Origin of the sequence: Bacillus sp. FSL M8-0025, assembly GCF_037975475.1 — a bacterium.
GTDB lineage: Bacteria > Bacillota > Bacilli > Bacillales > Bacillaceae > Bacillus > Bacillus subtilis.
Genome location: NZ_CP150258.1, coordinates 1,713,792 through 1,730,624 on the forward strand (window position 1 = coordinate 1,713,792; position 16,833 = coordinate 1,730,624).

Here is a 16,833-nt window from a genome sequence, read left to right on the forward strand (position 1 = left end):
CATTATGTAAACTGCTCACCTTTCTATTTATTTTTTCGACAAAACATGATATAGTTGTCCCAATTGTTCAATAATTTTTATCGAAAGTGGTTTACGGAGGGGAAACATGTCTACAAAAGCTGATAATCGGCACTTGTATTTGAAAGTAATTGAACGAATTAAAGAGGATATAAAAAATGGGATCTACACTGAGAAGGAAAAGCTGCCTTCTGAATTTGAGCTTTCCAAAAAGCTTGGTGTCAGCAGAGCGACGCTAAGAGAAGCCTTGCGGATACTGGAAGAAGAGCATGTGATTATCAGAAGGCATGGTGTAGGCACTTTTGTCCATTCTAAGCCGTTATTTCTTTCGGGCATTGAACAGCTGAACAGTGTAACCAAGATGATAGAACAGGCGAATATGACCCCTGGCACGATTTTTCTATCATCACAAGTGCTTATGCCGTCTGAAGATGATACGAAGAGATTTCATTTGGCAGAAGGGCAAGAACTTTTTTACCTTGAACGAGTCAGGACAGCTGACGGACAGCCGATTGTGTATTGTATAGACAAAATTCCGATGAATATTTTGCCGAATTCTTTTTCTCATCAGCAAGAATCTATGTTTGACCTTCTTGAGAAAAATTCAGGCTCCGTAATCAGCTATGCAGTAACTGATATAGAACCGATCGGCTATCACGATACCATTTCTCCAGTGCTTGAATGCGATCCTGAAACAGCCCTTTTGCTGTTAAAACAAACCCATTACGATCAGCACGATAAACCGGTGCTTTATTCTTTAAATTATTTTAGAGCAGATAAATTCAGATTTCATGTTTTGCGTAAACGATTCTAAAAACGGACGCCTGTATGTGTCTGTTTTTTTATTTGCACTGATTCATGTTTCTTTGTACATACTTTCATTCCGGTTAACGCAATATATAAGGGATGACAAGAAAGTGAATGGGTGAAAATGTTGAGAGAGAAAAATGGAATGAAAAATATTATTGCATTGTCTTCTGTCCCGCTTGTGATGACACTCGGGAACTCCATGCTGATTCCTGTTCTTCCGATGATGGAGAAAAAGCTGTCTGTGACTTCATTTCAAGTATCTTTAATCATTACTGTATATTCAGTAGTAGCAATTATTTGCATTCCGATTGCCGGATATTTGTCGGATCGTTTCGGGAGAAAAAAAATATTGCTTCCATGCCTCCTCATTGCAGGATTGGGGGGAGCCGTAGCTGCTTTTGCCTCGACCTATATGAAAAATCCTTATGCTATGATCTTGGCGGGGCGGGTTCTTCAAGGCATTGGTTCTGCAGGTGCCGCTCCGATTGTCATGCCGTTTATCGGCGACCTGTTTAAAGGAGACGATGAAAAGGTCAGCGCGGGTCTTGGCGATATTGAAACCGCTAACACGTCAGGGAAGGTACTGAGTCCCATACTTGGAGCCTTACTGGCTTCTTGGTATTGGTTTGTACCATTTTGGTTTATTCCGTTTTTCTGTTTGATCAGCTTTTTGCTCGTATTGTTTTTGGTGGCCAAGCCTGAAGAAGATGAAGATGCGCCTGCTGTTTCTGAGTTTATTAAGAGTGTGAAGAAAATCTTTAAACAGGATGGTCGCTGGCTTTATACGGTCTTCATTATCGGATGTGTCATTATGTTTTTGTTATTTGGCGTATTATTTTATTTATCAGATACGCTGGAGAACAAGTATGCTATTGACGGAGTAGCTAAAGGCGGATTACTGGCAATCCCACTTTTGTTTTTGTCAACCAGTTCTTTTATAGCTGGCAAAAAGATCGGTAAAGATAAAGGCCGAATGAAATTTTGCGTTGTTACAGGAATGATTCTGTTAACCCTTTCGTTTATTGCCTTGTGGTGGAACCACAGTTTTTATTTTTTATTTGTCTTTTTAAGCTTTGGCGGGATTGGGATTGGAATGGCTCTTCCTGCTTTAGATGCATTGATAACCGAAGGGATTGAAAGTGAACAATGCGGAACCATTTCCTCCTTCTACAATAGCATGCGCTTTATAGGAGTAGCTCTCGGTCCACCTGTTTTTGCTGCATTAATGTCTAATGCAAACTGGATTATTTTCATACTCTCGGCGTTTTGCAGCATCGTTTCTTTATTTTTAGTGCTCTTTACTGTAGATGCTAAAAAAAGTGAAGAAGAAGAAAAAAACTTAGGGACGGTCTAGCCAGCCGTCTTTTTTTGCGCTTCCTTGCACAGTTTACAACTGTACCTATACAGCATGCGGAGGTTATTGTTTCCTTATAAATCCTACAGTTGCTATAATTACATGAAAGAGTGTTTCTGCGGATGCTGAAAATTGGTCATAATACATACTAATTAAGAAATGAACGAAGGAGGTTCCATATGTCATATGTTAATGAACTCAAATCAAAGCACGGCGGTTTAACCGCACACATTGTAGAAACAGAAAAATTCAAAACCGTCTCGCTTATTTTTAAGATGCTTGCGCCGCTGACAAAGGACCAAGTCACCAAAAGAGCGCTGCTCCCGCATGTGCTTCTTCGCGGAACGAAAAGCCATCCGAAAACCGCAGAATTGCGTTCATATTTGGATGAGCTGTACGGCACATCAGTATCGGCTGATCTCACGAAAAAAGGAGAGCGGCATGTCATTACGTTCAGGCTTGAAATCCCGAATGAAAAATATTTAAAAGACCAAACGCCGCTTCTCGAGAAAGGGCTCCAGCTTCTCGCAGAACTCGTCTTTTCACCTGCTTTGGAGGGAGACGCTTTTCAGTCACAATATGTGGCTCAAGAAAAACGGACGCTTAAGCAAAGAATCCAAGCCGTCTATGATGATAAAATGCGCTATTCGAATTTAAGGCTGATACAGGAAATGTGCAAAAATGAGCCTTACGCGCTTCATGTCAATGGTGAAATCGACGATGTCGATGACATTACGGCAGAGCAATTATACGAAACATACCAAAGCGCTATCCAAAAAGACCAGCTTGATTTATATGTAGTTGGCGATGTGGACAGTAACCAGGTACAATCGGCAATTGATAAGTATTTCAAAACAGAAGAGCGCACTCTTGGCACGATTGAAAACAATCACGCTGATGAAAAAGTTCAGCCAAAAGAAGTAATTGATGAAGAGGATGTCAAGCAAGGAAAACTGAATATCGGCTACCGCACCAGCATCACTTATACAGATCAGGATTATCCTGCTTTACAAGTGTTTAACGGATTGTTCGGCGGATTCTCTCATTCTAAACTTTTCATTAATGTTCGGGAAAAAGCCAGTCTTGCTTACTACGCGGCTTCCCGTATAGAAAGTTTTAAAGGCTTGTTAATGGTGATGTCAGGCATTGAAGTGAAAAATTTTGAACAGGCGGTTTCGATTATTGCTGAGCAATTCCAGGCAATGAAAAATGGCGATTTCAGTGAGCAGGATATAGCACAGACAAAGGCCGTCATTCGAAATCAAGTGCTGGAAACGATTGATACAGCATACGGTTTATCTGAATTTTTATATCAGCAGGCTGCTGCTCAAGTCGAGATTCCTATCGAAGACTTTCTTGCCAATATTGAGAATGTCACAAAAGAGGATATCATTAAAGCCGGCGAAAAGATTCAGCTTGATACGACTTATTTCTTAAAAGGGACGGAGGGTGCATCTTGATCAAACCAATCGAATATGAACAGCTTCAGGAGACGTTGTATCATGAAAAAATGTCCAACGGCCTTGATGTTTACGTTTTGCCGAAAAAAGGCTTCAACAAGACATATGCGGTCTTTACAACAAAGTACGGCTCGATAGATAACCGGTTTGTCCCTTTAGGTAAAAACGAGATGGTTCACGTGCCGGACGGGATTGCGCACTTTCTTGAGCACAAGCTGTTTGAGAAAGCGGACGGAGACGTTTTTCAAGATTTCAGCAAACAGGGGGCTTCTGCCAATGCGTTTACGTCATTTACAAGAACGGCTTACCTTTTCTCAAGCACATCAAATGTTGAACGCAATTTAGAGACGCTTATCGATTTCGTACAGGACCCATATTTTACTGAAAAAACGGTTGAAAAGGAAAAAGGGATTATCGGGCAGGAGATTAATATGTACGACGATAACCCTGATTGGAGGCTTTACTTCGGGGTCATTGAAAACATGTACAAAGAGCATCCTGTCAGAATTGACATAGCGGGAACAGTGGAAAGCATTTCACATATTACAAAAGACCTTCTTTATGAATGCTATGAAACGTTTTATCACCCGAGTAACATGCTCCTTTTCATTGTCGGACCTGTAGATCCTGAAGCGATTATTTCTCAGGTAAGAGAAAACCAGGGGAAAAAGCCGTATACTGATCAGCCGGAGATCAAACGGGAAGAAGTGAAAGAGCAAGAAGCGGTTTTCCGAAAAGAAAAAGAGATCAAAATGAACGTGCAGGGACCGAAATGTCTTGTTGGGCTGAAATCCAAAAATCCGTTTAAATTAGGCAAAGAGCTCTTAAAGCATGAACTTTCAATGAACTTATTGCTTGAAGCTCTTTTTGGCAAAAGCTCTGCCCAGTATGAATCACTTTATGAAAAAGGATATATTGACGAAACGTTTAGCTTTGATTTTACTGCTGAATATGGGTTCGGTTTTGCGGCGATCGGCGGAGATACGCCTGAGCCTGATCAATTGGCTGAAGACATTTCAAGCATGCTTTTGCGCGCCGGTGAACTGATTACTGCTGAAAAGATTGAACTTGCCAGAAAGAAAAAGATTGGCACATTCTTAAAAGCGCTGAATTCCCCTGAATACATTGCCAATCAATTTACCCGTTATGCGTTCTTGGATATGAGTCTGTTTGACGTTGTAACGGTACTCGAGCAGATTACCCTCGAGGATGTCCAGAACGTAATACAAGAGGAAATTGCTGCAGACAGACTGACTGTCTGCAAGGTTGTTCCTAAATCATAAACAAAACATCCCTCCAGTGTGAGGGGTGTTTTTCTGCGGAAAGAAGGAAAGAGGATGAACAAAACAGCACTAATCACCGGAGCAAGCGGCGGCATTGGCAAAAGCATCAGCGAAACCCTTGCAGCTAGAGGATACAATCTGCTGCTGCATTACAATACAAATCAAAATGCGGCAGCGGAGCTTGCTGAAAAACTAAGTCAGATGTTTGGCGTAAATGCGGAGATATTACAAGCTGATCTGTCCGCGCAAGATGGAGCAGATAAGCTGACAAGTTCAATTGTTCAGCCTATTGATGCGATTGTTTTAAACAGTGGAAGAAGCCATTTTGGGCTGATTACGGATGTAGATAACGCAACAGTCCAGGAAATGGTTCAGCTTCATGTGGCGAGTCCGTATATGCTGACGAGAAACCTTCTGCCAGGCATGATTCGGAATAAATCGGGAGCGATTGTGGCTGTCAGCTCGATTTGGGGAGAGACTGGAGCATCCTGTGAAGTGCTGTACAGCATGGCAAAAGGAGCTCAGCATTCGTTTGTAAAAGGATTGGCTAAGGAGCTGGCGCCAAGCGGAATCAGAGTAAACGCCGTAGCGCCGGGCGCAGTTGATACAAATATGATGAATCAATTTACCCCGGCTGAAAAAGAAGAGATCGCTGATGAGATTCCGATCGGCCGGCTGGCCCGGCCGCAAGAAATTGCGGATGCAACAGCTTTTCTCCTGTCTAAAAAAGCGTCATATATCACCGGCCAAATTCTGTCGGTGAATGGCGGCTGGCACTGCTGATCCGAAAATATTCGGTGTATAGTTTCTTTTGTGAAGGACACAATAATCTTGTAACTTCACATGAAATGGAGGAAACAAGCATGTCAGTATTAGAAAACTGGGATAGCTGGAAAAACTTCCTTGGCGACCGTCTAAACTATGCGCAAGATAAAGGTATGAGCCAGGATACGATTACAGATCTTGCGACAGAAATCGGCAGCTACTTGGCTAATGAAGTGGAATCTAAGAACGAGCAGGAAAAAGTGCTGGCAGATCTTTGGAGTGTAGCATCAAAAGATGAACAGCACGCCATTGCCAATATGATGGTTAAGCTTGTTGAAAATAACAGCACTCACTAGGAAGAGAGGGGATTTTTCCTCTCTTTTTTATGTTTTCCTCATCACAGCAACATTCTTCTTTCTAATTAGAGAAAAATGCTTTATGATAAAGGAAGGTAAAATTTTGCCACAATGAAGGGGGTATATCATTTGGCAAAGCTCGAATGGTATTTTGAATATGAAATTCAAGTGAACCGCCCCGGACTGCTCGGGGATATTTCATCTCTTCTTGGGATGCTTTCTATCAACATCGTAACGATAAACGGCGTCGATCTTTCCAGAAGGGGAATGCTCCTCAGGTGCCGCCATATAGATCAAATTAAACGATTAGAATCAATCTTAAAAACGATGGAAACAATTAAAGTAACGAAGCTTAGAGAACCGAGGCTTCGCGACCGTCTTGCCGTACGCCACGGCCGTTATATTCAACGGGATGCCGATGACAAGAAAACGTTCCGCTTTGAACGGGACGAGCTTGGCTTATTAGTCGATTTTATGGCCGAATTGTTCAAAAAAGAAGGCCATAAATTAATCGGAATCAGAGGTATGCCGCGTGTCGGGAAAACGGAATCGATTGTAGCCTCTAGTGTGTGTGCGAGCAAAAGGTGGCTGTTTGTGTCATCAACCTTGCTGAAGCAGACGATAAGAAGCCAGCTGATTGCCGATGAATACAGCACTGAAAATGTCTTTATCGTTGACGGAATTGTGTCAACACGAAGAGGGTCAGAACGCCATCTCCAGCTGGTCCGAGAAATCATGCGGCTGCCTGCAACAAAAGTGGTGGAGCATCCGGACATATTCGTTCAAAATACAGAGTATACACTAGATGACTTTGATTATATTATTGAACTGAGAAATGACCCTGATGAGGTTATTACATATGAACATGCCGAGGAACCCCAAATGTTTGATCAATCCGGGTTTTCAAGCTTTGATTTTTAAAATTGGAAGGTGTTTGTTGTGACTGAACTAGGAATCCGGCTCAAAGAAGCCAGAGAGGAAAAAGCAATGTCATTGGATGATCTCCAAGCGGCAACAAAGATTCAAAAAAGGTATTTAACCGCCTTGGAGGAAGGAAACTATGACATTATTCCGGGGAAGTTTTATGTTCGGGCATTCATCAAGCAATATGCAGAAGCCGTTGGGCTTGATGCGGATCAGCTGTTTGAGGAGCATAAAAAAGATATCCCTAATACGTATCATGATGATGTGTCTGAAAAGATCTCCGGCATGAATCTTCAAAAGGAAATGCCAAAGCCAGCATCTAAGGCGCTGGAGCTGCTGCCAACAATACTTGTTATTCTCGGCGTGATTGTCGTGATTGCCATTGTGTACGCGATCATTCAATTTGCCAATCACAAAAACAGTGATGATCACAATGCGGCATCAGAAAAAGCAATTACGCAAAGTGAGAGCAAGTACGAAATCCCTAAAGATTCAACGCTGAAAGAGAATCAAAATAACAGCTCTGAAAAAGAGACAGACACTAAAAAAGAAACGAAAGAAAACGAAGATAAGAAAAAAGAAAATGACAGTGAGAAGCTGGAGATTAAAGCTGCTGGCACTGAAGGATCGTTAACGACTTATGAAGTGTCCGGCGCTGATAAAATCGAGCTGGAACTGAAGGCATCAGACAGCTCCTGGATTCGAGTGCGCGATGAAAACAGCAGCTCTTTAAAAGAAGGAACGCTGAAAAAAGACGAAACCTATAAAAAAGACATAACTGATCAGAAACAAGTTGATATCCGCACCGGATATGCACCTAATCTGAAAATAAAAATCAACGGTAAGGTTCTTTCATATGAACTTGATCCGAAAAAAGTGATGGCACAAACCATAAAGATTGTAAATAAAAAGGAAGAAAAGTCATCTTAATTACCAGATGACTTTTCTTCACGTCCGAGTATGAAATTGGAGGGGCTTTATGTTTAACTTACCAAATAAAATCACACTAGCTAGAATCGCATTAATCCCAATCTTCATGATTATCATGCTGGCGCCGTTTGACTGGGGCAGGCTCGAAGTTGGAGACGAATCCATCCCGGTCGCACATTTGGCGGGGGCCATTCTATTTATTATTGCATCTACAACAGACTGGGTGGACGGGTATTATGCCCGAAAATTAAATCTCGTAACAAACTTCGGGAAATTTCTTGATCCGCTTGCGGACAAACTGCTCGTATCCGCAGCGTTAATTATCCTTGTTCAATTTGATCTCGCTCCAGCTTGGATGGTCATTGTGATTATCAGCAGGGAGTTTGCCGTGACAGGTTTAAGGCTTGTTTTGGCTGGAACAGGAGAAGTCGTAGCTGCTAACATGCTTGGTAAAATCAAAACCTGGGCACAGATTATTGCGGTATCCGCATTGCTTCTTCATAATCTTCCATTTGAACTTGTGTCATTCCCGTTTGCGGACTTGGCGCTGTGGGTAGCCGTCTTCTTTACTGTCGTTTCAGGCTGGGAATATTTCTCTAAAAACTGGGAAGCGTTAAAAACATCTAACTAAGAAAGAAGGACTTCGTCATGGAATTTCCAAAAAAAGCAGAAATAATTGCAGTCGGTTCAGAGCTGCTGCTTGGCCAAATCGCCAATACAAATGCTCAATTTATCAGCAAACAGCTCGCTGAAATCGGGGTCAACGTATTTTATCATACAGCGGTCGGAGATAACCCGGAGCGGCTGAAGCAGGTCATCCGCATTGCTGAAGAACGCTCTGACTTCATTATTTTTTCAGGAGGGCTTGGACCCACAAAAGATGATCTGACGAAAGAAACGATTGCAAATACGCTGGGACGTCCGCTTGTGTTAAATGATGAGGCATTCCAATCCATTGAGGACTATTTCAAACGAACAAAACGCACGATGTCACCTAATAACCGAAAACAGGCGCTTGTGATCGAAGGCTCTGACGTGCTGGCGAATCACTTTGGAATGGCCCCGGGAATGCTCACAGAGCATGAATCGCGCTATTATATGCTTCTTCCTGGACCGCCGAGCGAATTGCGTCCAATGTTTGAAAACGAGGCAAAGCCTCTTCTGCTGAAAAAGATGGGTTCAAATGAAAAAATTGTGTCAACTGTTCTTCGCTTTTTCGGTATCGGTGAATCTCAGCTTGAAGCCGATTTGGAAGATATTATTGATGCACAAACCAATCCGACAATTGCGCCTTTGGCGGCTGATGGAGAGGTGACGCTGCGTCTGACAGCCAAACACGCCGATGAAAAGGAAACAGAGCGTCTGTTAAAAGAAACAGAGGCCGTTATCTTAGAGCGTGTCGGTGAATTTTTCTATGGTTACGATGATACTTCTCTTGTAAAAGAGCTATCTATAGCGTGTAAGGAAAAAGGCATAACAATTTCTGCGGCAGAAAGCTTTACCGGAGGGCTGTTTTCTGAATGGCTGACGGATCATAGCGGTGCCTCAAAATTATTTGCCGGGGGCGTTGTTTGCTATACAAACGACGTGAAGCAGAATGTGCTTGGTGTCAAGAAGGAAACATTAGATCGTTTTGGGGCGGTCAGCAAGGAGTGCGCATCCGAACTGGCTAAGGGTGTTCAAAAACTCACTGGCAGCGATATCGGCATTAGCTTTACTGGTGTAGCAGGACCTGATGCTCAAGAAGGGCATGAGCCTGGGCATGTGTTTATCGGCATTTCCGCAAATGGTAAAGAAGAGGTTCACGAGTTTCACTTTGCGGGCTCCAGAACGGGGATCAGAAAACGCGGCGCTAAATACGGCTGCCATTTAATCTTAAAGCTTTTAGAGCAAAAATAATATTTTCAGCACATTATCCTCCTAAGAAAACATGATTTCTCTGATACATTATGATATTTTGATAGGAATCACGCCAAGAAAAAATCCGAATATGCGTTCGCTTTTTTCTTGGCAAATCCCTTCAAACAGGGTATAGTATATGTAGTGGTAACATAAAGGAGGAAAAAATAGAATGAGTGATCGTCAGGCAGCCTTAGATATGGCTCTTAAACAAATAGAAAAACAGTTCGGCAAAGGTTCCATTATGAAACTGGGAGAAAAGACAGATACAAGAATTTCTACTGTACCAAGCGGCTCCCTCGCTCTTGATACAGCACTGGGAATTGGCGGATATCCTCGCGGACGGATTATTGAAGTATACGGTCCTGAAAGCTCAGGTAAAACAACTGTGGCGCTTCATGCGATTGCTGAAGTTCAGCAGCAGGGCGGACAAGCCGCGTTTATCGATGCGGAGCATGCGTTAGATCCGGTATACGCGCAAAAGCTCGGTGTTAACATCGAAGAGCTTTTACTGTCTCAGCCTGACACAGGCGAGCAGGCGCTTGAAATTGCGGAAGCATTGGTTCGAAGCGGGGCAGTTGACATTGTCGTTGTCGACTCTGTAGCCGCTCTCGTTCCGAAAGCGGAAATTGAAGGCGACATGGGAGATTCGCATGTCGGTTTACAAGCACGCTTAATGTCTCAAGCGCTTCGTAAGCTTTCAGGGGCCATTAACAAATCGAAGACAATCGCGATTTTCATTAACCAAATTCGTGAAAAAGTCGGTGTTATGTTCGGGAACCCGGAAACAACACCTGGCGGCCGTGCGTTGAAATTCTATTCTTCCGTGCGTCTTGAAGTGCGCCGTGCTGAACAGCTGAAACAAGGCAACGACGTAATGGGGAACAAAACGAAAATCAAAGTCGTGAAAAACAAGGTGGCTCCGCCGTTCCGTACAGCCGAGGTTGACATTATGTACGGAGAAGGCATTTCAAAAGAAGGCGAAATCATTGATCTAGGAACTGAACTTGATATCGTGCAAAAAAGCGGTTCATGGTACTCTTATGAAGAAGAGCGTCTTGGCCAAGGCCGTGAAAATGCAAAACAATTCCTGAAAGAAAATAAAGATATCATGCTGATGATCCAGGAGCAAATTCGCGAACATTACGGCTTGGATAATAACGGAGTAGTGCAGCAGCAAGCTGAAGAGACACAAGAAGAACTCGAATTTGAAGAATAAAAATAAAATAAGTTTCAAATGATACAAAAGGCTGAGTGAAAAACTCAGCTTTTTTGTATTTTGCAAAAAAATGATAAAAATATTGCTTTTTTTGACAACTTTTTTAGGGCTTTATTCGTCTAACAAAACGTGTGCAAAATGGAATTTATTTTGGGAGGAAAAAATGAATGACAAGCCCAACCCGCAGAAGAACTGCGAAACGCAGACGGAGAAAATTAAATAAAAGAGGAAAACTGTTGTTTGGTCTTTTAGCAGTGATGGTTTGCATTACGATTTGGAATGCTCTTCATCGAAATAGTGAAGAAAACGAACCATCTCAAGAAACTGCAGCGGTTTCAAATACCGATCAGAAAAAAGAGGTCAAAAAGAAAACTGCCAAAAAATCAGAGGAACAAATCAAAACAGTGGATCGAAACCAAAAAATCAGCAATTATTTAAAAGAGATCGGTTTCAGCGGAACAGCCATGATTGTCAGAAATGGAGAAATCGTAACAAATAAAGGTTTTGGCTATGCTGACCGTAAACACTACATTCAAAATAATCCATTGACATCTTTTTATGTCGGTTCATCACAAAAAGCGCTGATTGCAACTGCTATTTTGCAGCTTGAGGAAAAGGGGAAACTTCAGACAAGTGATCCGGTAAGCACGTATTTACCTCATTTTCCCAACGGACAAACGATTACTTTGAAGAATCTGCTTACACATACATCGGGGATAAACGGACATATTGAAGGAAACGGCGCCATTACTCCGGACGATTTAATAAAAGATATAGAACTTCAGGGAATCAAACGTCAGCCGGGCGTATGGGACTACAAGGATTCCAACTATTCTGTTCTTGCTTATATTATTGCTGAAGTAAGCGGTGAGCCCTATGAACAGTACATAAAGAATCATATTTTTAAACCTGCGGGAATGACGCATGCAGGCTTTTACAAAACATATGAAAAAGAACCTTATCCTGCCGTCGGGTATAAGATGGAGGGCAGCAAAACAGTTACACCGTATATACCTGATTTATCCCAGCTGTATGGAGCGGGTGATATTTATATGAGCGCTATAGATATGTACAAATTTGACCAAGCGCTGATAGACGGAAAACTGTATTCGCAAAAAAGCTATGAAAAGATGTTTACGCCAGGGAGCAGCTCCACATACGGCATGGGATTTTATGTTGCTCCCGGAAGCTATTCAAACCATGGTGTTATGCCGGGCTTCAATATCTTGAACAGCTTTAGCAAATCTGGGCAAACCATTGTTATTTTGTTCTCAAACATTCAAAATAATGCTAAATTGGGCCAAGTGAACAATAAAATATACCAGCTTCTAAATCAAGAATGATTGGCGATCTTCTTTTGGATGAATTGCATTCGGCACGTGAAAAGAAGACTGGCCTGCAAACGTTAAGATGGCAAGCTTGACAAGTATTTCCGACACATTTACAATGAAGTTGTAACATTTGTTTTTTTAACATGATTGTTAAACCATTTAAACTTGACAAGGGCGATGAACACACTCATTCCCTGTGAAGGTTCTGTATGTTGAGAAAACTAGACAATGTACATGCCGACACTTTTTAAGCAACAACCAAGTTCATAGCAAGAGGAGGTGAAAGTATGACCCCAATTATGATGGTTCTCATCTCCATTTTGCTGATTCTACTCGGTTTAGTTGTTGGCTACTTTGTTCGTAAAACCATTGCCGAAGCGAAAATTGCGGGCGCACGCGGTGCAGCCGAGCAAATTCTTGAAGATGCGAAGCGTGATGCTGAAGCACTGAAAAAAGAAGCTCTGCTTGAAGCAAAGGATGAAATCCACAAACTTCGAATAGATGCTGAACAGGAAGTTCGTGAAAGACGAAATGAGCTTCAAAAACAAGAAAACCGTTTACTCCAAAAGGAGGAAAACCTTGATCGCAAACATGAGGGAATTGATAAACGGGAAGCGATGTTGGAGAAGAAAGATCATTCTCTGAATGAACGACAACAACATATTGAAGAGATGGAAAGCAAAGTGGATGAGATGATTCGTATGCAGCAGTCTGAGTTGGAACGAATTTCGAGTCTAACTCGTGACGAAGCGAAACAAATCATTCTTGAGCGGGTTGAAAACGAGCTTTCACATGACATCGCCATCATGACAAAAGAAACTGAAAACCGTGCGAAAGAAGAGGCGGATAAGAAAGCGAAAAACATTCTTTCACTCGCCTTACAGCGCTGCGCAGCGGACCACGTTGCCGAAACAACGGTATCAGTTGTCAATCTTCCAAATGATGAGATGAAAGGACGTATCATCGGACGGGAAGGGCGTAACATTCGTACGCTTGAAACGCTGACAGGAATTGACCTGATTATTGATGATACGCCTGAAGCTGTCATTCTTTCCGGATTTGATCCGATCAGACGTGAGACAGCCAGAATTGCTCTTGATAAACTCGTTCAGGATGGCCGTATTCATCCGGCACGGATTGAAGAAATGGTTGAAAAATCTCGCCGCGAGGTCGATGACTATATTCGTGAGATGGGTGAGCAGACGACATTTGAGGTTGGCGTTCACGGCCTCCACCCAGATCTCATCAAGATTCTCGGCCGCTTAAAGTTCCGTACAAGCTACGGTCAAAATGTGCTTAAGCATTCCATGGAAGTCGCATTCTTGGCCGGTCTAATGGCATCGGAGCTTGGTGAAGACGCAAAGCTTGCTAAACGTGCGGGTCTTCTTCACGACATCGGGAAAGCAATTGACCATGAAGTAGAAGGAAGCCACGTTGAAATCGGGGTAGAGCTTGCGACCAAATATAAAGAGCACCCAGTCGTGATTAACAGTATTGCATCACACCACGGGGATGAGGAGCCGACTTCCATTATCGCTGTGCTGGTAGCTGCAGCAGATGCGCTTTCCGCTGCAAGACCTGGCGCAAGAAGTGAGACGCTCGAGAATTATATTCGAAGACTTGAAAAACTCGAAGAAATTTCTGAGTCCTACGAAGGTGTTGAAAAATCATTTGCCATTCAGGCTGGACGCGAAGTGCGTATTATGGTGAAGCCGGATTCAATTAATGATCTTGAGGCTCATCGACTGGCGCGAGATATCCGCAAGCGAATTGAGGACGAGCTCGATTATCCAGGTCATATTAAGGTGACAGTAATCAGAGAGACTCGAGCCGTAGAGTATGCAAAATAAAGTGATGCGCTAAGCATCACTTTATTTTTTTGACAGCAAGGAATTTTCAAGAAGAAAGGATTTACAAAATGAGAATTTTATTTATCGGAGATGTTGTCGGTTCACCGGGCCGTGACATGGTCAAAGAATATGTACCAAAGCTAAAAACAAAATATAAGCCTCACTTTACCATTATTAATGGTGAAAACGCCGCACATGGAAAAGGCCTGACGGAAAAAATTTATCACAGCTTAATCCAGTCCGGCGCAGATGCAATCACAATGGGGAACCACACATGGGACAAAAAAGAAATATTTGATTTTATAGATGACGTTCCGAACTTGGTTCGCCCGGCAAACTTTCCTGAAGGAACACCGGGGAAAGGGATCACATATGTGAAAGCAAACGGCAAAGAACTAGCAGTCATTAATTTGCAGGGACGTACGTTTTTGCCGCCGCTTGATGACCCGTTTTTAAAAGCGGATGAATTGATCGCAGAAGCTGCGAAAAGAACACCGTACATTTTTATCGACTTTCATGCCGAAGCGACAAGTGAAAAGCTCGCACTTGGCTGGTACACGGATGGACGGGCGTCGGCTGTAGTAGGAACTCATACACATGTGCAAACAGCGGATAACCGCATTTTGCCGAAGGGAACGGCATATATTACTGATGTGGGAATGACTGGCCCGTATGACGGTATACTGGGGATGGACAGAGAGACGATTATTAAGCGATTCAAAACGAACCTTCCAGTCCGGTTTACTGTCGCTGAAGGAAAAACAACGCTCAGCGGAGTTGTCATTGACATTGACGATCAAACGAAAAAAGCCGTGAAAATTGAGCGTATTTTAATCAACGATGATCACATGTTCTTTGAATAATTGAACATATGGTTATTTTATAAAAATATTAAAAAGAAAAGCAGGAATATAGCAACTCCTTAGTGAATATAGTAAAAATGGAAGGTAGCCCGCTATTTTTGAAAAGCATTGTGGGGATGGCTTTTTGGATAGCAACATCTAATAATGATTGTTCTAATGAACACTCACTTATCCATTGTAAAACTAAGGGGGAGCAGAAATGGAAATCTTAAAAGTTTCAGCAAAATCGAGTCCAAATTCAGTGGCAGGTGCGCTTGCAGGCGTGTTGAGAGAGCGAGGAGCTGCCGAGATTCAAGCGATCGGAGCGGGTGCATTAAACCAGGCTGTAAAAGCTGTGGCGATTGCCAGGGGATTTGTGGCGCCTAGCGGCGTTGATTTGATTTGTATTCCGGCTTTTACAGATATTCAAATCGATGGGGAAGAAAGAACAGCGATTAAATTAATCGTGGAGCCTCGCTAAAAACAAATAAAGCATTCTCAACCTGTTTGCGTAATGCAAACAGGTTGTTTTTCATTTATTGTGATATTTTCTCCCGATAGTATTTTTAGCACATAAATGAGCGAATATACAAAATCAGAAATGAGCTAAAACGTTTCAAAAAAAATTTCCGCCCATTTTTCAAGACAGATACTTTTGTCCTTCTGGAAAAGACAGGGCTGTTTACGCTTATTCCATATCATGGTACAATCCGAATATAACAAGAATTTTTCAAGGAGGATTGTACATGCAGAGTGGAAAGATGAAAGCTCTAATGAAAAAGGACGGGGCGTTCGGTGCTGTGCTGACTGAAGTTCCCATTCCTGAGATTGATAAACATGAAGTCCTCATAAAAGTGAAAGCCGCTTCCATATGCGGCACGGATGTCCACATTTATAATTGGGATCAATGGGCACGTCAGAGAATCAAAACACCCTATGTTTTCGGCCATGAGTTCAGCGGCATCGTAGAGGACGTGGGAGAGAATGTCAGCAGTGTAAAAGTGGGAGAGTATGTGTCTGCGGAAACACACATTGTCTGTGGTGAATGTGTCCCTTGCGTAACAGGAAAATCTCATGTGTGTACCAATACTGCTATAATCGGAGTGGACACGGCAGGCTGTTTTGCAGAGTATGTAAAAGTTCCAGCTGATAATATTTGGAGAAATCCCGCTGATATGGACCCGTCGATTGCTTCCATTCAAGAGCCTTTAGGAAATGCAGTTCATACCGTACTCGAGAGCCAGCCTGCAGGAGGAACGACTGCAGTCATTGGATGCGGACCGATTGGTCTTATGGCTGTTGCGGTTGCAAAAGCAGCAGGAGCTTCTCAGGTGATAGCGATTGATAAGAATGAATACAGGCTGAGGCTTGCAAAACAAATGGGAGCGACTTGTACTGTTTCTATTGAAAAAGAAGACCCGCTCAAAATTGTAAGCGCTTTAACGAGTGGGGAAGGAGCAGATCTTGTTTGTGAGATGTCGGGTCATCCCTCAGCGATTGCCCAAGGTCTTGCGATGGCTGCAAATGGCGGAAGATTTCATATTCTCAGCTTGCCGGAACATCCGGTGACAATTGATTTGACGAATAAAGTGGTATTTAAAGGGCTTACCATCCAAGGAATCACAGGAAGAAAAATGTTTTCAACATGGCGCCAGGTGTCTCAGTTGATCAGTTCAAACGTGATCGATCTTGAACCTGTTATTACCCATCAGTTTCCGTTAGAGGAGTTTGAAAAAGGTTTCGAACTGATGAGAAGCGGGCAGTGCGGAAAAGTAATTTTAATTCCATAAAG

16 protein-coding genes are annotated in these 16,833 nt (G+C 42.6%); all 16 read left to right on the forward strand.

Going from position 1 to position 16,833, the window contains the following annotated elements; all coding sequences use genetic code 11:
- Nucleotides 1-106: 106 nt before the first annotated feature.
- The 16 genes from MKX38_RS08930 (at nt 107) to tdh (ending at nt 16,831) form a co-directional block, all read left to right on the forward strand.
- Entirely contained in the window at nt 107-832 is a 726-nt protein-coding gene (locus tag MKX38_RS08930; protein ID WP_003245732.1) for a GntR family transcriptional regulator, read from the forward strand.
- A gap of 138 nt (nt 833-970) precedes the next feature.
- A complete protein-coding gene (gene bcbE, locus MKX38_RS08935) occupies nt 971-2,182 on the forward strand; it encodes a bacillibactin exporter BcbE (protein WP_031600514.1) in 1,212 nt (403 codons plus the stop codon).
- A 179-nt stretch (nt 2,183-2,361) separates the two neighbouring features.
- The gene (locus MKX38_RS08940; RefSeq protein WP_339189205.1) at nt 2,362-3,642 is read left to right on the forward strand and encodes a pitrilysin family protein; all 1,281 of its coding nucleotides are present in this window, start codon (nt 2,362-2,364) and stop codon (nt 3,640-3,642) included.
- Entirely contained in the window at nt 3,639-4,925 is a 1,287-nt protein-coding gene (locus MKX38_RS08945; RefSeq protein ID WP_003244823.1) for a pitrilysin family protein, read from the forward strand. Before MKX38_RS08940 ends, MKX38_RS08945 begins: the two co-directional genes overlap by 4 nt.
- 54 nt (nt 4,926-4,979) lie before the next feature.
- On the forward strand, nt 4,980-5,708 hold the full coding sequence (gene efpI, locus MKX38_RS08950; protein ID WP_038428977.1) for an EF-P-5 aminopentanone reductase: 729 nt from the start codon (nt 4,980-4,982) through the stop codon (nt 5,706-5,708).
- A gap of 80 nt (nt 5,709-5,788) precedes the next feature.
- Nucleotides 5,789-6,046, forward strand: a complete 258-nt coding sequence (locus MKX38_RS08955; protein ID WP_003245199.1) for a DUF3243 domain-containing protein — start codon at nt 5,789-5,791, stop codon at nt 6,044-6,046.
- A gap of 129 nt (nt 6,047-6,175) precedes the next feature.
- Entirely contained in the window at nt 6,176-6,967 is a 792-nt protein-coding gene (locus MKX38_RS08960) for a YmfK family protein (protein WP_003220998.1), read from the forward strand.
- Between the two features lie 66 nt (nt 6,968-7,033).
- Nucleotides 7,034-7,900 carry a cell shape determination protein RodZ gene (gene rodZ / locus MKX38_RS08965; protein WP_010886511.1) on the forward strand — a complete coding sequence of 289 codons (867 nt, stop codon included), beginning with the start codon at nt 7,034-7,036 and terminating at the stop codon, nt 7,898-7,900.
- Nucleotides 7,901-7,949: 49 nt separating this feature from the next.
- Complete coding sequence (pgsA, locus tag MKX38_RS08970) at nt 7,950-8,531, forward strand: CDP-diacylglycerol--glycerol-3-phosphate 3-phosphatidyltransferase (protein ID WP_003244753.1); 582 nt, start codon at nt 7,950-7,952, stop codon at nt 8,529-8,531.
- A 17-nt stretch (nt 8,532-8,548) separates the two neighbouring features.
- Entirely contained in the window at nt 8,549-9,799 is a 1,251-nt protein-coding gene (locus tag MKX38_RS08975) for a competence/damage-inducible protein A (RefSeq protein ID WP_003231847.1), read from the forward strand.
- Nucleotides 9,800-9,971: 172 nt separating this feature from the next.
- Nucleotides 9,972-11,018, forward strand: coding sequence for a recombinase RecA (recA, locus tag MKX38_RS08980; RefSeq protein WP_003245789.1), 1,047 nt, complete (start codon nt 9,972-9,974; stop codon nt 11,016-11,018).
- A 167-nt stretch (nt 11,019-11,185) separates the two neighbouring features.
- Nucleotides 11,186-12,361: a serine hydrolase domain-containing protein gene (locus MKX38_RS08985; RefSeq protein WP_003245877.1), complete on the forward strand. Its 1,176-nt coding sequence runs from the start codon at nt 11,186-11,188 to the stop codon at nt 12,359-12,361.
- Nucleotides 12,362-12,636: 275 nt separating this feature from the next.
- A complete protein-coding gene (rny, locus tag MKX38_RS08990) occupies nt 12,637-14,199 on the forward strand; it encodes a ribonuclease Y (RefSeq protein ID WP_003221010.1) in 1,563 nt (520 codons plus the stop codon).
- A 68-nt stretch (nt 14,200-14,267) separates the two neighbouring features.
- Nucleotides 14,268-15,062, forward strand: coding sequence for a 2',3'-cyclic-nucleotide 2'-phosphodiesterase (gene ymdB / locus MKX38_RS08995; protein ID WP_003245138.1), 795 nt, complete (start codon nt 14,268-14,270; stop codon nt 15,060-15,062).
- A gap of 199 nt (nt 15,063-15,261) precedes the next feature.
- Nucleotides 15,262-15,522: a stage V sporulation protein SpoVS gene (spoVS, locus tag MKX38_RS09000; RefSeq protein WP_003154135.1), complete on the forward strand. Its 261-nt coding sequence runs from the start codon at nt 15,262-15,264 to the stop codon at nt 15,520-15,522.
- 265 nt (nt 15,523-15,787) lie between these two features.
- A complete protein-coding gene (tdh, locus tag MKX38_RS09005) occupies nt 15,788-16,831 on the forward strand; it encodes an L-threonine 3-dehydrogenase (protein ID WP_033883737.1) in 1,044 nt (347 codons plus the stop codon).
- Nucleotides 16,832-16,833: the final 2 nt, after the last annotated feature.